At 67.1% G+C, this 15,575-nt stretch carries 17 protein-coding genes; 5 read left to right on the top strand and 12 right to left on the bottom strand.

Features of this window, described 5'->3' with window-relative positions:
• Positions 1–72: 72 nt before the first annotated feature.
• The 3 genes from KIT86_RS08305 to KIT86_RS08295 all read right to left on the bottom strand — a co-directional run bounded on the left by KIT86_RS08305 (position 73) and on the right by KIT86_RS08295 (position 2,328).
• Positions 73–408, bottom strand: coding sequence for a ferredoxin family protein (locus tag KIT86_RS08305; RefSeq protein ID WP_297397157.1), 336 nt, complete (start codon positions 406–408; stop codon positions 73–75).
• Between the two features lie 9 nt (positions 409–417).
• Positions 418–819, bottom strand: coding sequence for a cupin domain-containing protein (locus tag KIT86_RS08300; RefSeq protein WP_297397155.1), 402 nt, complete (start codon positions 817–819; stop codon positions 418–420).
• Between the two features lie 186 nt (positions 820–1,005).
• Complete coding sequence (locus tag KIT86_RS08295) at positions 1,006–2,328, bottom strand: MFS transporter (RefSeq protein WP_297397153.1); 1,323 nt, start codon at positions 2,326–2,328, stop codon at positions 1,006–1,008.
• 389 nt (positions 2,329–2,717) lie between these two features.
• Between KIT86_RS08295 and KIT86_RS08290 the strand changes: the two genes are divergently transcribed.
• The gene (locus KIT86_RS08290) at positions 2,718–3,335 is read left to right on the top strand and encodes a DJ-1/PfpI family protein (protein WP_297397151.1); all 618 of its coding nucleotides are present in this window, start codon (positions 2,718–2,720) and stop codon (positions 3,333–3,335) included.
• A 45-nt stretch (positions 3,336–3,380) separates the two neighbouring features.
• On the opposite strand, the gene kynA is transcribed toward KIT86_RS08290, so the two are convergent.
• The 5 genes from kynA to KIT86_RS08265 form a co-directional block, all read right to left on the bottom strand.
• Positions 3,381–4,250: a tryptophan 2,3-dioxygenase gene (kynA, locus tag KIT86_RS08285; RefSeq protein WP_297397149.1), complete on the bottom strand. Its 870-nt coding sequence runs from the start codon at positions 4,248–4,250 to the stop codon at positions 3,381–3,383.
• A 2-nt stretch (positions 4,251–4,252) separates the two neighbouring features.
• A complete protein-coding gene (gene kynU, locus KIT86_RS08280) occupies positions 4,253–5,539 on the bottom strand; it encodes a kynureninase (protein ID WP_297397147.1) in 1,287 nt (428 codons plus the stop codon).
• Positions 5,536–6,165 carry an arylformamidase gene (gene kynB, locus KIT86_RS08275; protein WP_297397145.1) on the bottom strand — a complete coding sequence of 210 codons (630 nt, stop codon included), beginning with the start codon at positions 6,163–6,165 and terminating at the stop codon, positions 5,536–5,538. The genes kynU and kynB overlap by 4 nt, the downstream gene beginning before the upstream one ends.
• An 80-nt stretch (positions 6,166–6,245) precedes the next feature.
• The gene (locus KIT86_RS08270) at positions 6,246–6,551 is read right to left on the bottom strand and encodes a YkgJ family cysteine cluster protein (protein WP_297397143.1); all 306 of its coding nucleotides are present in this window, start codon (positions 6,549–6,551) and stop codon (positions 6,246–6,248) included.
• Positions 6,552–6,575: 24 nt separating this feature from the next.
• Positions 6,576–7,472: a LysR substrate-binding domain-containing protein gene (locus KIT86_RS08265; RefSeq protein ID WP_297397141.1), complete on the bottom strand. Its 897-nt coding sequence runs from the start codon at positions 7,470–7,472 to the stop codon at positions 6,576–6,578.
• A gap of 135 nt (positions 7,473–7,607) precedes the next feature.
• Between KIT86_RS08265 and KIT86_RS08260 the strand changes: the two genes are divergently transcribed.
• Genes KIT86_RS08260 through KIT86_RS08250 form a run of 3 tightly spaced genes read left to right on the top strand, consistent with a single transcriptional unit; the run spans position 7,608 to position 11,243 of the window.
• Positions 7,608–8,576 (top strand): tripartite tricarboxylate transporter substrate-binding protein, encoded by a 969-nt coding sequence (locus KIT86_RS08260; RefSeq protein ID WP_297397139.1) that lies wholly within the window; start codon positions 7,608–7,610, stop codon positions 8,574–8,576.
• A 6-nt stretch (positions 8,577–8,582) separates the two neighbouring features.
• Entirely contained in the window at positions 8,583–9,995 is a 1,413-nt protein-coding gene (locus tag KIT86_RS08255; protein WP_297397137.1) for an FAD-dependent oxidoreductase, read from the top strand.
• Between the two features lie 24 nt (positions 9,996–10,019).
• A complete protein-coding gene (locus KIT86_RS08250; RefSeq protein WP_297397135.1) occupies positions 10,020–11,243 on the top strand; it encodes an aminotransferase class V-fold PLP-dependent enzyme in 1,224 nt (407 codons plus the stop codon).
• On the opposite strand, the gene KIT86_RS08245 is transcribed toward KIT86_RS08250, so the two are convergent.
• The 3 genes from KIT86_RS08245 to KIT86_RS08235 all read right to left on the bottom strand — a co-directional run bounded on the left by KIT86_RS08245 (position 11,238) and on the right by KIT86_RS08235 (position 14,523).
• Positions 11,238–12,158 carry a class I SAM-dependent methyltransferase gene (locus KIT86_RS08245; protein ID WP_297397133.1) on the bottom strand — a complete coding sequence of 307 codons (921 nt, stop codon included), beginning with the start codon at positions 12,156–12,158 and terminating at the stop codon, positions 11,238–11,240. The two genes, KIT86_RS08250 and KIT86_RS08245, sit on opposite strands and share 6 nt — an antisense overlap.
• A gap of 197 nt (positions 12,159–12,355) precedes the next feature.
• The gene (gene argF / locus KIT86_RS08240; RefSeq protein WP_297397131.1) at positions 12,356–13,327 is read right to left on the bottom strand and encodes an ornithine carbamoyltransferase; all 972 of its coding nucleotides are present in this window, start codon (positions 13,325–13,327) and stop codon (positions 12,356–12,358) included.
• The gene (locus tag KIT86_RS08235) at positions 13,324–14,523 is read right to left on the bottom strand and encodes an aspartate aminotransferase family protein (RefSeq protein WP_297397129.1); all 1,200 of its coding nucleotides are present in this window, start codon (positions 14,521–14,523) and stop codon (positions 13,324–13,326) included. Before KIT86_RS08235 ends, argF begins: the two co-directional genes overlap by 4 nt.
• A 268-nt stretch (positions 14,524–14,791) precedes the next feature.
• Between KIT86_RS08235 and KIT86_RS08230 the strand changes: the two genes are divergently transcribed.
• The gene (locus tag KIT86_RS08230; protein WP_297397127.1) at positions 14,792–15,112 is read left to right on the top strand and encodes a DUF3579 domain-containing protein; all 321 of its coding nucleotides are present in this window, start codon (positions 14,792–14,794) and stop codon (positions 15,110–15,112) included.
• 136 nt (positions 15,113–15,248) lie between these two features.
• Here the strand turns inward: KIT86_RS08230 and rpsT are convergent, their stop codons facing one another.
• Complete coding sequence (rpsT, locus tag KIT86_RS08225; RefSeq protein ID WP_297397125.1) at positions 15,249–15,551, bottom strand: 30S ribosomal protein S20; 303 nt, start codon at positions 15,549–15,551, stop codon at positions 15,249–15,251.
• Between the last annotated feature and the right edge of the window lie 24 nt (positions 15,552–15,575).

Raw genomic sequence — 15,575 nt, 5'->3', positions numbered from 1 at the left:
CGTTCCAGAGGAAACAGCCTGGCGGACCGATGAGGCGCGCCAGGCTGTCGGGGGTGGGGGAAGGCCCCATCGTCAGGAAGAGGGGCGCTCGATGACCAGGCGGTCCCGTTTGTCGGTGTCAAACGCGTGGGCGTCGGCGTCGGGCAGGGGGTCGATGTCCCGGACCACGGGCCAGACGCCGCTGAGCTGTGCGTTCAGTTGCCGGTAGGCCTGCTGCGCCGCCGGCAGGTCCGCCGCGGCGCAGATCGCATTCACAGGGCAGACCATCTCGCACAGGCCGCAGTTCGCGCAGGTGACGGGGTTGATGACGACGAAGTTGGGCCCGGCGTGGAAGGCGCCCTGTGGACACACCGCGACGCATTCCCCGTAGCGGCAGGCGATGCAGGCTTCGGTGACGACGTAGGCCATGGCCTGCGCTCACTTGTCCGCTTCGAAGCCTGCGGCGTTGAAGAAGATGTTGGGCTTGCGGTAAACGGCGAGGATGGTGCAGCCCGTCTCCGAGCGCGTCTCGTGCAGCGAGCCCGGGTGGCGGTAGACGAACTGACCGGCGTGGCAGGTGCCGTCGTGATCGGAGAAGGCGCCCTCCAGCACGTAGCTTTGCTCGATTTCGGGGTGCTTGTGGAAAGGAAGCACCGCGCCCGGCTCCCATTTCAAGAGAACGGTCATCTCGCCGGACTCGTCGTTGCGATAGAGGACCTTCATCTGGATTTTGGGGAACTGGGAGGGTTTCCATTCCATCGTGGCGGGGTCCACGTAGACGGAGCCGCCGATGGTCGGCTCCAGTTTCCCAACAAGGCGCTCTTGGAATACGTTCGACATGTCTTTCTCCTGTTTGATGAATCCGGATGCCTGCCGGAATCGCGAATGGGTTGCCCAATGGGAAAACTTGGCGCGATTGGCAAGGGGCGTTTTTTCGACCCGGTTGGCAAGTCCGCGGGCCGATGGCCCTCCAGGGGCCGCCCGGGTTGCCAGCCCGGGCACGCGAGGAAGGTGCGGCTGGCGTGGTTAGAGTTCTCTCACCGAATCGTGGCGCGTCTCGCGGGCGAAGCACGCGGCGATGAAGGTGATGCCTGCGAGCGCGATCAGCAGCATGGAGACGCCATGCGAGCCGCCGAACTTGTTGACCAGCACGGTGGCCAGGATGGGCGTGAGACCGCCGCCGATGGCCGCGGAGACCTGGAAGCCGAACGAGGCGCCGGTGTACCGCACCCGCGCGCCGAACAACTCGGGGAAGTAGGTGGCCTGGGGGCCGAACATGAGACCGTGGCCGAAGCTCAGGGCAATGGCGATCGCCGCGATCACGATATACGGGTCCCGGGTGTCCATCAGCCAGAACAGCGGGAAGGCAAAGAGCACGGTGAAGATCGTTCCGGCGAAGTAGAACGGGCGGCGGCCGACGCGGTCCGAGAGGTAGCCAAAGAGCGGGATGGTGACGATTTCGATCGCCGCGGCGATCATGATCGCGTTGAGCATCAACGCCTTGGAGAGGTCCAGATTCTTCGTGGCGTAGACGACCATGAAGACGGTCAGCATGTACACCCAGGACACTTCGCAGATCTTCAGGCCCACGGCAATCAGGAAGTTCTTCGGGTGCTTGAAGACCGCTTCCACGAACGGGTTGCGCGCGATTTCCTTCTTGGCTTTCATCTCCAGGAAGACGGGCGACTCCGAGACCTTGAAGCGGATGAAGGTGCCCAGCGCGACCAGCACGATGCTGGAGAGGAAGGGGATGCGCCACCCCCACGAGAGGAAGTCCTCCTCGGGCAGTTGCGACACGGCCGCGAACACCGCTGCGGAAAGAATGAGGCCGATGGGGAAGCCGACCTGCACGAGGCTGCCGCAGAACCCGCGCCGGTGCTTGGGGGCGTGTTCGAGCACCATCAAGGCCGCGCCGCCCCACTCGCCACCGAGCCCGATGCCCTGGATGATGCGCAGGGTGACCAGCAGGATCGGCGCCCAGATGCCGATCTGCTCGTAGGTGGGCAGCAGGCCGATGGCGAAAGTGCCCAGGCCCATGATGACCAGCGTGACCAGGAGCATCGACTTGCGCCCGAGTTTGTCGCCGAGGTACCCGAAGAATGCGCCGCCGAATGGCCTGGCGAAGAAGCCTACCGCCGCGCTGCCGAGTGCGGCCAGCGTGCCCAGGAAGGGGTCATCGGCGGGGAAGAACAGCTTGTTGAAGACCAGCGCCGCGGCGGTGCCGTAGATGAGGAAGTCATACCACTCGATGATGGTGCCTATCGAGCTGGCGAAGACCACCCGATTCACCTCGGAAGCATGGGTGCTGGCCGGCTCGGATTCGCGCTCGGCCGTTGCGGAGTAGCTCATATCGGTTTCCTGTTGTGTGATCTCACGGTGTTCGTGGGACCGTGGCTTGACGAGGGATGCGCTGACAAAACGACGGGTAAAGCTGCGCCCTGCCGCGCGCAGCGGCTGTGTGCATTCGAGGGCGACGTGGGTCGCAGTAGCGCGCCGGATCTTCGAGACCATCTGCACCGGCGCCTGGGTAAGACGCCGGAGCGCGCAGCCGTCTCAGGACGGAGGGGGCTTGAACGGTGCTGGCATGGGCTGGCTCCTTCCAAAGATGTTTGCTGACGGACGACGGTTGTCAAGCCAGCGAGCGGATTCTAAAGATGTTTCCCAACAGGCAACTTATCGAAAACCCTGTACTAAGTTTCCCATTTGGAAACTATGGTGGTGGCTTTTCAGGAGCCCACATGCACGTCACTTTTCTTCTTTACGAGGGCATCGAGCCCGTGGATCTGGCCGCCATCGGCGTGATTTCGATGGCCAGGCGGATCGTCCCGGCGCTGTCTTACGAGACGGTTGCCGCCACGCGCGACGCGGTCCCGTTCTCCAATGGTCTGATGGTGCTGCCCACGAGGACGTTCGACGAGGTGCAGGACGTGGACGTGCTGCTCGTGCCCGGCGGGCCGGGCTGGCGCAAGGCGTCGCAAGATCCGGTGATCCAGGCTTTCGTGCAGCGTGTGGCGCCAGCAGCGACGCTGTGTTCGGTGTGCACGGGCGCGATGATTCTGGCGCAGGCGGGCCTCCTCGATGGAAAGCGGGCCACGACCAAGGTCGAGGTCGTGCCGCCGGAGGTGTCGCCCCTGGCGGAGTTGCGCGAGCGCTTTCCCGCGGTTCAGGCCGAGCGGGCTTTGCTGGTGGATGCGGGGCAGGTCGTCACCGGTGGTGGGGTGACGCTGTGCATTGATGCGATGCTGTATCTGCTGGAAAAGCGCTTCGGCGAGCACGTGGCCGATGAGGTGGCGCGCATCATGGAGTATTCCGCGGCACGCAGCGCCAACCGGGCCAGGCTGGCGCTGCAGGTGTGAGCGGCAGCGCGCCTGCGGCGGTGGCTCGGACCGCCCGGCGCGGGTTCAGAGGTCGGTGCGCAGGCGCCAGATCTCGGGGAACAGCACCACGTCGAGCATCTTGCGCAGGTAGCTCACGCCGCCGGTGCCGCCGGTGCCGCGCTTGAAGCCGATCACACGTTCCACCGTGGTGACGTGCCGGAAGCGCCAGAGGCGGAAGGCGTCTTCGAGGTCGGTGAGTTTTTCGCCGAGCTGGTACAGGTCCCAGTGGTCCTTGGGGTTGCGGTACACCTGCAGCCAGGCCTGTTCGACCGCGTCGCTGGCTTCGTAGGGCTGGGTCCAGTCGCGCTGCGTGTGGCTGGCGGGCACGGCCAGGCCGCGCCGCGCGAGCAGGCGCAGGGCTTCGTCATAAAGCGACGGGGCTTCGTAGGCGGCCTGCACGGTGGCCATGCGCTCGGGGTTGTGCGCGTGCGGCTTGAGCATGGCGGCGTTCTTGTTGCCCATGGCGAATTCGATGCAGCGGTACTGGTGGCTCTGGAAGCCGCTGGACTGCGCGAGGTAGGGCCGCAGCGCGCTGTATTCGGGCGGGGTCATGGTGGCGAGCACGTCCCAGGCGTGCACCAGCTGTTCCATGATCTTGGAGGTGCGCGCGAGCATCTTGAAGGCGGGTTGCAGTTCGTCTCTGGCGATGCTGTCGATGGCGGCGCGCAGCTCGTGCAGCATGAGCTTCATCCAGAGTTCGCTGGTCTGGTGCTGCACGATGAAGAGCATTTCGTCGTGCGCGGGCGAGAGCGGTTTCTGCGCGTTGAGGATGGCGTCGAGCTGCAGGTAGTCGCCGTAGCTCATGTCGCGGCTGAAGTCGAGCTGCGCGCCTTCCTCGCGAACGATGTCTTCGGGTCTGGCGCTGTCGGTGCTGGGGTGTTGGTGCGGGCACATGTTCAGGTCACTGCGTGCTTGGTGTTGAATTCGGCGCGGCGCCATTCGCCGGTTTCCAGCACCTGGCGCAACTGGTCGGCGGCGTTCCACACGTCTTCAAAGCCGATGTAGAGCGGGGTGAAGCCGAAGCGAAGAATGTCCTTGTGGCGCTGGCCATCGCCCGCGCGGAAGTCGCCGACCACGCCGCGCGCGATGAGCGCCTGCACGATGGCGTAGGCGCCTTCGTCCCGCGTGAGGCAGACCTGCGAGCCGCGTTGCGCCGGGTCCAGGGGCGTGGCCAGGCCGATGCCGTGGCCCTGGCAGTGTTCGTCCACGAGTTCGATGAAGAGGTCGGTGAGCGCGAGCGACTTGGTGCGCAGCGCGGCCATGCCGCCGTGGGCTTCGGCGGCGAGCAGGGTGTCCACGCCGCATTCGAGCGCGGCCAGGCTGATCATGGGCTGGGTGCCGCACTGGTAGCGCGTGATGCCGGGCGCGGGCCGGTAGTCGGGGGTGAATTCGAAAGGGGTGGCGTGGCCCCACCAGCCGGCCAGGGGCTGCCAGAAGCGGTCGGCGTGGCGTGGGTTGACCCACACGAAGGCCGGCGCGCCCGGGCCGCCGTTGAGGTATTTGTAGCCACAGCCGACGGCGTAGTCGGCGCCGGCGCCGGTGAGGTCCACCGGCACGGCGCCCGCGCTGTGCGCGAGGTCCCACAGCATGAGCGCGCCGGTGGCGTGCGCGGCGGCGGTGACGGCGGGCATGTCGTGCATGGCGCCGGTGCGGTAGTTCACGTGGGTGAGCATGAGCACGGCGACCTCGGGGGTGAGGGCGGCGGCGATGTCCTCGGGCTCGACCAGCACGAGCTCGAAGCCGTGCTGCTGGCACAGGGCTTCGGCGATGTAGAGGTCGGTGGGGAAGTTGCTGCGTTCGCTCACGATGCGCCGGCGCCTGGGGTGGTCGACGCTGGAGAGGTTCATGGCGGCCGAGAGCACTTTGAAGAGGTTGACCGAGGTGCTGTCGGTGGCGACCACGGTGCCGGGCTCGGCGCCGATGAGGCGCGCGATCTTGTCGCCCACCTTTTTCGGCTGGGCAAACCAGCCGTGCTTGTTCCAGCTCTGGATGAGGTCGGTGCCCCATTCCTGGGTCACCACCTCGGCCACGCGCGCGGGGGCGCTGCGCGGCATGGCGCCGAGCGAGTTGCCGTCGAGGTAGAGGGTGCCTTCGGGGAGGAAGAAGAGCTCGCGCAGGGGGCGCAGCGGGTCTTGCGCGTCGAGCGCGCGGCAGTCGGCGAGGGTGGGGGTGGGGTGGTTCATGTCAGTGAGCGAAGCACGGCGCGCACGGGGCTGGCGTCTGCGGTGGTGAGTTTGAGGGGGAGGGCGATAAGTTCGTAGTCGCCTTCGGGCACGTCGTCGAGCAGCAGGTTTTCCAGCACGCGCAGGCCGCGCCGGCGGATGGTCTGGTGGCTGTCGAGCGTCTTGCTGTCGGCGGGGTCGATGCTGGCGCTGTCGATGCCGATGAGCTGCACGCCGAGGTCGGCGAGCTGTTCGACGGTGTCGGGGGCGAAGGCGGGCAGGGCGTCGTCGAAGCGGTCTTGCGGCTGGCGTTCGTACACGCGCACGAGCACGCGCTGGGGCAGGTTGGCGAGCGCGTGCGCGATGTGCTCGGGTCGGACCAGTGGGCCGCAGCCGATGGCATGGATCACGCGGCAGGGGCCGAGGAAGGGGTCGAGCGGAACGTGGCCGATGGCCGCGCCGCCGGCGTCGTAGTGCAGCGGCGCATCGGCGTGTGCGCCCACGTGGGGCGAGAGTGTGATGGCGCTGACGTTGACCGGGCAGCCCGGGCCGATGGTGGCGGCCCACTGCTGGGTGTAGGCGGTGTCACCCGGAAATACCGGGGCGCCGGCATGCACCGGCGGAGAGATGTCCCAGAGCTGTTTCATGGTGCATGAAAGGTAGCACCGTGAAAAATTCCGTGGTGTCGGTTATTGCCAACAGACGCGCAAAATAGTTGAGGCCTGAATCAAATGAGCGCGGGCAGACCGTGCCGCTGGCGGGCGCGGGCGCAGGCGTCGCTGCCTTCCTCGAATTCGCGGCAGGGGGAGGGGCGCCATTCGTAGATGCCGCAGATGGCCCGCTGGCCGACTTTGCCGCTGAGGGCGGCGCAGCGGGGCGGCGAGTGGTCGGTGCCGCGCATGCGGGCGGTGTGATCGGTGACGTCGACCGCCAGCCCGGCGGGCACGGGGCCGCCCATGTCGTCGAGTTCATGGACCGAAAAATCGACCCGGAAGCAGGCGCAGCAGGCGCCGCAGCTGGTGCAGGCGCTCATGGGGTCGGCTCCGGCCGTCGGGGGTCATTCATGGCCCATGTCCTTTCGCCACACGGCGTCAAATGTTGAACAGAAGGCCTTCTGCACCAGGGACAGGGGCCGGTAGCGGTTGCGCAGGATGCTGACGGACAGGCGTTCGGCCGTGACGAAGGGGCGGATGGCCAGGCCGGCGAAGGTGCCGCCCGCCACGGCGGCGCTGTCCACCACCGCGATGCCGACACCGGCCTGCGCCAGCCAGCAGGCCGAGGCGGAGGAGCGGACCTGCATCTGGAGCTGCAGGTCCGGCGCCTCGCGCCCGTAGACGCGGTGCAGGGCCTGGCCATAGGGGCTGTCGGACGGCGAGGTGATGATGCGTTGCGATCGCAGGTCGGTGACTTTGATGGCCCGTTTCCTGGCCAGCGGATGGTCCGGTCGCATGGCGCAGGAGAAGCCGCACCGGTAGCCCTGGACGCGCGAGAGGTTGGGGTGGTCGACGGGCTGGAGGGCGACGCCGAGGTCGATGGTGCGGTCCTGCAGGGCGTCCACCATGATGGGCGCGATGAGGATTTCCATCTGGCTGTTGAGTTCGGGCATCTGTGCCATCAGTTCGGCCAGCACCTTGGGCACGAGGTAGGTCGCAAAGGTGGCGGACACGCCCAGCTTCAAGGTGCCCTGGCGCGGCGAGGCGAGTTGGCGCGAGACGTCGCGCACGCGCTCGACGCCGCGCCAGAGGGACTCGATTTCACCAAAGAGTTCCTGGGCCTCTGGCGTGGGCAGCAGCCGTCCCCTGACCCGCTCGAACAGGGCGAAGCCGGCGTGCTTTCGCGCCTGCGCGAGCAGCTTGCTCACGGCCGGCTGCGAGATGTGCAGGAGCTCGGCGGCCCCACCCACTCCGCCGGTGAGCATGACGGCGCGAAAGGCCTCCATGTGGCGCAGGTTCATGGCGCCGTTTCCGCGGCTGCGAGGACATAGCCAAAGGTTATGGGTTGCTCAATACTTTTCATTTGACGGTGTTTGCCGGGGAGAAGGAAGATGCCTGCACGCCAGCGGACTGGCTCTAACGACAAGGAGACAAGCATGCAATCTTCCCTCAATCGGCGCCAGTGGGTGTTTTCTGCCCTGCTGGCCGCGCATGGCCTGGCGTGGTCGCAGGGCTCGCCTTCGCGGGCGGTGCGGCTGGTGCTGCCGCAGCCGCCGGGCGGCGCGGCCGACCGGCTGGCGCGCGTGCTCGCCGAGAGGCTGGAGGCGAAGTGGAAGCAGTCGGTGGTGGTGGAGAACAAGCCCGGCGGCGGTGTGGTGGTCGGCACGCAGGCGGTGGCTCGCGCACCGGCGGATGGGCATGTGATCGGCCTGCTGGGCAGTTCACTCAGCATCAACGCGGTGCAGCGCAAGGACCTGCCTTACGAGATCAAGGACCTGCAGCCGCTGGCCCGCATCGGTTACTACACGGTGGGCCTGATCGCGCAGGCAAGCTTCCCCGCGAACGACATCAAGGGCCTGATCGCACTGGCCAAGGCCCAGCCCCCGAACACGTTTTCGTTCGGCTCCAACGGGATCGGCACCTCCGCGCATGTGGCCGGCGAGATGCTCAACCACATGGCGGGCATCGAGCTTCAGCACATCCCGTACAACGGCGCGGCGAAGATGTACACCGACATGGGCGGGGGCCTGATTCCGCTCGGTTTCTCGGTGCTCGGCTCGGCCGAGGCTTTCATCAAAGCTGGCACGTTCAAGGTGCTGGGTGTCACCAGTGTCCAGCGCAGCTCGCTGTTTCCGCAGGTGCCGGCGATTGCCGAGACGCTGCCGGGGTTCGAGGCGGTGAACTGGGCCGGCATCTGCGGCCCGGCCGGCCTGCCCCGGGAGATGGTCAGGAAGCTCTCGGACGATCTGCTGGCGGTGCTGGCCGAGCCTTCCATGGTGAAGGTTCTCGCGGAGCAAGGCATCGAGTACGGCCCCCAGGGACCGGCCGAGTTTGCGGCTTTCATCGAAAGCGAGGTCCGCCGCTTCAGCGCCCTGACCAAACCCCTTACCCCCAGGATGAATTGATTTCCCATGGCATCGAACGAATACACATTCCAGCGCAAGATCCGCGCGGACGAGACCTACGACCTGGTGGTGGCAGGTGGCGGCCCGGCCGGCACCGCCGCGGCGGTTTGCGCGGCGCGCCAGGGGCTGAAGGTGCTGCTGGTGGAGGCGACCGGGTGCCTGGGCGGCATGGGGACGAGCGGCCTGGTCGCCTCGTTCGGGCCCGTGGCCGATGGCACCCGCATGCTGGTGGGCGGCTTCATGAAGGAGCTGCTGGAGAGGATGTGGGCCGAGGGCGCTTTCGGTCCGCATGTGGTGCCCGAGTTCCTCCACTCGCAGCTCAATCGCTGGGTGCCGTTTCAGCCCGAGCACCTCAAGCGCATCCTGGACGACATGGCGGTGGCCGCGGGCGTGGAGTTGCGGTTCTTCACCCGCGTGGTGGACGCGGACCTGACGGGGCGCAAGATCAATGGCGTGGTGCTGAGCAATGTCGAGGGCCTGCGCTACGTGCCGGCCAGGACGTTTGTGGACGCCACCGGGGACGCGACGCTGGCGGCGCTGGCGGGGGTGGATTGCAAGGTTGTGCTGCGCGACACCGACACCGTCTCGCCCAGCACGCTGTGCTCGCTGGTGGGCGGCATGAACTGGGCGGACCCGGCGTATGGCGAGGATTGGCGCGGCATCGATGAGGTGAAGAACCGCGTGCGCAGCGAGCTGGTGCCGCGCGCGATCGAGGACGGGTTCTTCACCCAGGACGACCGCTTCTTCCCCGGCATGAACCGCATCGGGGACCGCACGGCCACGCTGAATGCCGGGCATGTCTTCAACCTCGATCCGCTGTCGACCCGCAGCATGTCCGAGGGCATGGTGCTGGGGCGCAAGCTGGCGCTGGAGTACGTGGAGTTTTACCGCAAGTACGTGCCCGGCTGCGAGCAGATCGAGCTGCTGAGCACCGCGCCGGTGATGGGGATCCGCGACTCGCGGCGCATCGTTGGCGAGTTTGAACTCAACATCGACGACTTCCGCGGCAAGCGGCAGTTTCCCGATCAGGTGGCGGTGTACAACCGGCCCACCGATGTCCACCCGACCGACACCAGCAAGGCGGAGTACGAGCGGTTCCTCAAGGACTTCCATGGCAAGGACAACCTGGGGCGTGGCGAGTTCGTGGGCATTCCGTACAGCATCCTCGTCCCGCGGGGTTCCGAGAACCTGTGGGTGGCGGGTCGCTGCCATTCGAGCGACACCAAGGTGCACGGCTCGATCCGTGCGCAATCGGCGGCCTACATGATGGGGCAGGCGGTGGGCACGGCGGCGGCGCAGAGCCTGGCCACGGGTCAGCCTGCGAGCGACCTCGACACGCAGGCGCTGGTGACGACCCTGCGCGCGCACGGGGCTCATCTGCCCCAGCCGCAGCTGTCGCGCCACATGACGCGGCGATAGGCGCGCGTTGCACGGAAAGATTTCATGGTTTCACTCGACTTTCATCCCACCGGCCGCCACTTCCTGCAGATACCCGGACCCAGCCCCGTGCCTGAGCGCGTCTTGCGCGCCATGAGCCTGCCCACGATCGATCACCGCGGGCCGGAGTTCGCCGGGCTGGGCAAGAAGGTGCTGTCGGGCATGCAGCAGGTGTTCCAGACGCCGCATCCCGTGGTGATCTATCCGGCCTCGGGCACCGGGGCCTGGGAGGCCGCGCTCGCCAACACGCTGAGCCCGGGCGACCGCGTGCTGATGTACGAGACAGGGCACTTCGCTTCCCTCTGGTCCAGGATGGCCGCGCGCCTGGGGCTGGAGCCCGAGATCCTGTGTTACGAGGGCGCCGATGCCGTGCTTGCGCACGCGCCGGGCTGGCGCCAGGGCGTTCAGGCCGAGCGCATCGAGGCGCGGTTGCGCAGAGACCCCGATCGGAAGATCAAGGCGGTGTGCGTGGTCCACAACGAGACGTCCACCGGGGTCACTTCCGACGTCGCCTCGGTGCGACAGGCGATCGACGCGGTGGGGCACCCCGCGCTGCTGCTGGTCGACTCCATCTCGGGGCTGGCGAGCGCCGAGTACCGGCATGCGGAGTGGGGCGTGGATGTGACCGTGAGCGGGTCGCAGAAGGGGCTGATGCTGCCCCCGGGCATCAGCTTCAATGCCCTGTCACCCCGTGCCCTGGAGGCGTCGAAGACGGCCCGGCTGCCCCGTGCGTTCTGGGCGTGGGACGAGATCGTGGCGATGAACCGGGACGGCTATTGGCCCTACACCCCCAACACCAACCTGCTGTACGGGCTTTCGGAGTCCCTGGACATGCTGCTGGGCGAAGGGCTGGAGAAGGTGTTTGCGCGGCACCAGCGCTGGGCTGCCGGTGTGCGCGCCGCGGTCAACGCCTGGGGATTGCCCCTGCAGTGCGCGGACCCGCTGCGCCATTCGCCCGTGTTGACCGGCGTGATCACGCCCGAAGGCGTCGATGCGGATGCGCTGCGCAAGCTCATCCATGCGCGCTTTGACCTCTCGCTCGGCACCGGCCTGGGGGCGCTGAAGGGGCGCATGTTCCGCATGGGGCACCTGGGGGACAGCAACGACCTGACGCTGATCGCCATGGTGGCTGGCGTGGAGATGGGCTTGAAGCTCTCGGGGGTGAAGATCGCGGGAGGCGGGACCCAGGCCATCATGGACCACTTCAGCGCCCACGCGGCGGGCCTATGAGGCCAATGGCGCAGCGCGGTAGACCAGCACCTTGAGCGCGCGCTCGGGCGCGGCGTCGGCGAAGGCCTCGGGGTTGGGCAGGCGCTGCTCGAACACCAGCTCGGGCGCGGCTTCCTGCATCTGCTGCCGCAGAAAGGCCGTGTCGAGCTCGGGCGCGTTGAGGCAGAGCAGCACCCGGGCGCCGGGCAGGAGCAGGTCGGGCAAGCGGCGCATCAGCCGCTGGTAGTCCTTGGTGGCGACGAAGCTGCCTTTCTGGAAGCTCGGCGGGTCCACGATGACCAGGCCGTAGGGGCCGCTGCGGGTGATCTTGCCCCAGGTCTTGAAGATGTCGTGGGCGAGGAAGCTGGCGCCGCCGGCCAGGCCGTTGAGCGGGTGGTTCTGCTGGCCGATGGCCATGGCGCCACCGCTCATGTCGACGTTGACCACCTGTTTCGCGCCGCCTTGCAGCGCCACGACCGAGAACGCGCAGGTGTAGGCGAACAGGTTGAGCAGCTTCTGGCCCCGGGCCTGCTCGCGCACCCATTGGCGGCCCTCGGCCATGTCCAGGAACAGGCCGTGGTTCTGGCCTTTGAGCACGTGCACCAGATAGCGCGCGCCGCGCTCGCTCACCACATGGCGTTCGGGCACGGCGCCGGCCATCAGGCGGGTTTCGGTCTGGCTTTCGTGCCGGCACTGGAAGACCCAGTTCAGCGGTTCGCCGGGCGCGGCCTGGGCCCAGCGCTCGGCCAGCGCGGTGTGCAGCACGGCCAGGGTGGCCTCGTCCACCGGTTTGAAGCTGGTCAGCACCCAGACCGGGGGGAAGGCGTCGAGTGCCCACTGCTCGCAGCCCGGGTGCAGGCCGCCGCGGCCATGGAAGACCCGCCGCGCCGAGTCGGCGGGTTCGAGGCGCGCGATGGCGTCGAGCAGGGCTTGCATTAGGGCCTGCCAACACTATTTTTCCAAGTGCGAATGGATTGAAAACAGCGCCAGTCAAGGCGCGGGACGACGGCCAGACTGGAAGGCCATGCGCCGCGTTGCGAAGCCTCGCCGGGCCACCGGCCCGTCTGCGTTTCGCGCCTTGCGCATGGCCTTTTTGATCCGCAACGCATCTTGGAAAAAAATGTTGGCAGGCCCTAGCCCAGGCGGCCGAGCAGCAGGTACTCCATCAGGGCCTTCTGGACGTGCATGCGGTTCTCGGCCTCGTCCCAGACGACGGACTGCGGCCCGTCGATCACCTCGGCGCTGACCTCTTCGCCCCGGTGCGCGGGCAGGCAGTGCATGAAGAGCGCGTCGGGCTGGGCGGTGCGCATCATGTCCTCGTCCACGCACCAGCGCTTGAAGGCGGCGCGCCGCACCTCGTTCTCGGCCTCGAAGCCCATGCTGGTCCACACGTCGGTGGTGACGAGGTGGGCGCCCGCGCAGGCTTCGCGCGGGTCTTTGAAGACCTTGTAGCAGTCCGGGTTGCGGATGCCGGCGAGCACCGGGTCCACCTCGTAGCCGCTGGGGGTGCTCACATGCACTGTGAAGCCCAGCAGCTCGGCGGCCTGCAGCCAGGTGTTGGCCATGTTGTTGCCGTCGCCGACCCAGGCCACGACCTTGCCTTGAAGGCAAGCCATGTCGGGCTTGCCTTGCGGGTCCGTGCCACGCCGCTCAAGGTAGGTGAAGATGTCGGCCAGGATCTGGCAGGGGTGGAACTCGTTGGTCAGGCCGTTGATGACGGGCACGCGCGAGTGCGCCGCGAAGGCCTCGATCTTGCTCTGCTCGAAGGTGCGGATCATCACGATGTCGACCATGCGACTGATCACGCGGGCGCTGTCTTCGATGGGTTCGGCGCGACCGAGCTGGCTGTCGCCGGTGGTCAGGTGCACCACCGAGCCGCCCATCTGGTACATGCCGGCCTCGAAGCTCACGCGCGTGCGCGTGCTGGCCTTCTCGAAGATCATGGCCAGGGTGCGGTCGGGGTCGGCGAAGGGCTGGTACTTCTCGACCGCCTTGAACTTGCGCTTGATGAAGGCCGCGCGCTCGAACAGGTAGGCGTAGGTGGCGGCGTCGAGGTCCTTGAACTGCAGGTAGTGCGGGATCGTCATGGCGGTGGCGGCGCTCATTCGGCCAGGAAGGCGTGGATCAGCGGCAGCAGGATGCCCGCCACCTCGTCGGCCTCGGCCGTGGTCATGATCAGCGGAGGCACCATGCGGACCACGTTGTCGGCGGTGACCGAGATCAGCAGGCCGGCGTCGGCAGCGCGCTGGGTGAGCACGCCGCAGGGCTTGGTGAGTTCGATGCCGAGCATCAGGCCCTGGCCCCGGATTTCCTTCACGCCGGCCTTGCCGATCAGGTCTTTCTCGAGCACGGTGCGCAGGTGCTGGCCCACGCGGGCGGCGTTCTCCAGCAGGCCTTCCTCTTCCATGATGCGGATGGTCTCGACCCCGGCGCGCATGGCCAGCGGGTTGCCGCCGAAGGTGGTGCCATGGTTGCCGGGCTGGAAGATGTTGGCGGCCTTGGGGCCGGCCACCACCGCGCCGATCGGCACGCCCGAGCCCAGGCCCTTGGCCAGGGGCATCACGTCGGGCACGATGCCGGCCCACTGGTGGGCGAACCACTTGCCGGTGCGGCCCATGCCGCATTGCACTTCATCGATCATCAGCAGCCAGTCGTTGGCGTCGCACAGGGCGCGCACGTCCTTGAGGTACTGCGCGCGCATCGGATTGACGCCGCCTTCGCCCTGGATGGTCTCGAAGAACACGGCGACCACGTTGGGGTTGCCGGCGGTGGCCTTCTTGAGCGACTCGATGTCGTTGAGCGGCACGCGGATGAAGCCTTCGACCAGGGGGCCGAAGCCGGCCTGCACCTTGGGGTTGCCGGTGGCCGAGAGGGTGGCGATGGAGCGACCGTGGAAGGCCTTGTCGTAGACCACGATCTCGGGGCGTTCGATGCCCTTGTCGTGACCGTACTTGCGCGCCAGCTTGAGGGCGGCCTCGTTGGCCTCCAGCCCGGTGCTGCAGAAGAACACATTGGTCATGCCCGAGCGCTCCACCAGCATCTGCGCGAGCCGTTCCTGGTCGGGCACGTGGTAGTAGTTGCTGGAGTGGATCAGCTTGGCGATCTGGTCCTGCAGGGCAGGCACCAGTTTGGGGTGGGCGTGGCCCAGGGTGTTGACGGCGATGCCGCCCAGCGCGTCCAGGTATTCCTTGCCGTTGGTGTCCCACAGGCGCACGCCTCGGCCGTGTGACATCGCGATCGGCAGACGGCCGTAGGTGTTCATCACGTGGGGAGAAGCGACGGGCTTGAGGGCGGCGTTCATGCGGGGACTCCGGTGGGAAGGGCCAAAAAGAAAGCGGCTCAACGAAGGTTGAGCCGTTGAAGCGCGATTTTAGGGGCAGCGAGCGGGCATCATCATTGCTTGTTGGGCATCGCTGAAATGCGCCCGGTGTACGCTGGCCGATCCGGGCGATCCCTCGTTCCAAGTCTTATATAAGATAGAATACCTGCCTCCCGCCCCGGTGAGCGATCCTCGGTCCGGTGGCGGCATTCTTCCAGTCGAGCCCTCCATCCGAAGGCCTCTCCCCCCGATGGTTTCACCGACAGCCAAACAAGTTTTCATCCAGGGTGTCACGAAGGACGGCCGCACGTTCCGCCCCAGTGACTGGGCCGAGCGCCTGGCCGGGGTGATGAGCTCGTTCCGCCCGGGTGGCGCCACGCCCGGCAGCCACCTGAGCTATTCGCCCTGGTGCGTGCCCAACAACATCAACGGCATCAAGTGCGTGGTGGTGCACACCGACCTGCGCGAGGCCGAGCCCATGGCCTGGGATTTCTGCATGAACTTCGCGCGCGACAACGGCCTGCAGGTGGTCGAGGCCTGCCTCCTCCCCGATCCCCCGTCCAAGACCTGATCCCCCGCTTTGGGCGCGGGCAACAAAAAAGCCGTCTTGCGACGGCTTTTTTGCTTTTGCTGGCAGCGCACCCGTTTCAAACGGCAGGCCCTGGGGGCCCGGGCTGGTGGTCTGGCGGGGCCAGACCGGGGGAGGTTCAGGCAGCGGCGGCGGCTGCAAGACCCTTGACTTTGGCCGACAGGCGGCTCTTGTCGCGCGCGGCCTTGTTCTTGTGGAAGATGCCCTTGTCGGCGACGATGTCGACGACCTTCTGCATCTTGGCGAACAGTTCGGTCGCCTTGTCCTTGTCGCCGCTCAGAACGGCTTTTTCAACGTTCTTGACGGCGGTGCGGTATTTGGAGCGCAGCGAGGTGTTGGCTGCATTGATCTTGACGTCCTGGCGCACGCGCTTGCGGCCAGACGCCAGACGGGGGTTCTTTTTCTTCGGCTTGGTTGCCATGGTGAGTTCCTTCGGTGTTTGGGG

This window comes from Hydrogenophaga sp. (assembly GCF_026125825.1).
Classification (GTDB): Bacteria; Pseudomonadota; Gammaproteobacteria; order Burkholderiales; family Burkholderiaceae_C; genus Hydrogenophaga.
The sequence above is the reverse complement of the archived record's forward strand: the minus strand, read 5'-3'. Positions and strand labels throughout refer to the sequence as shown.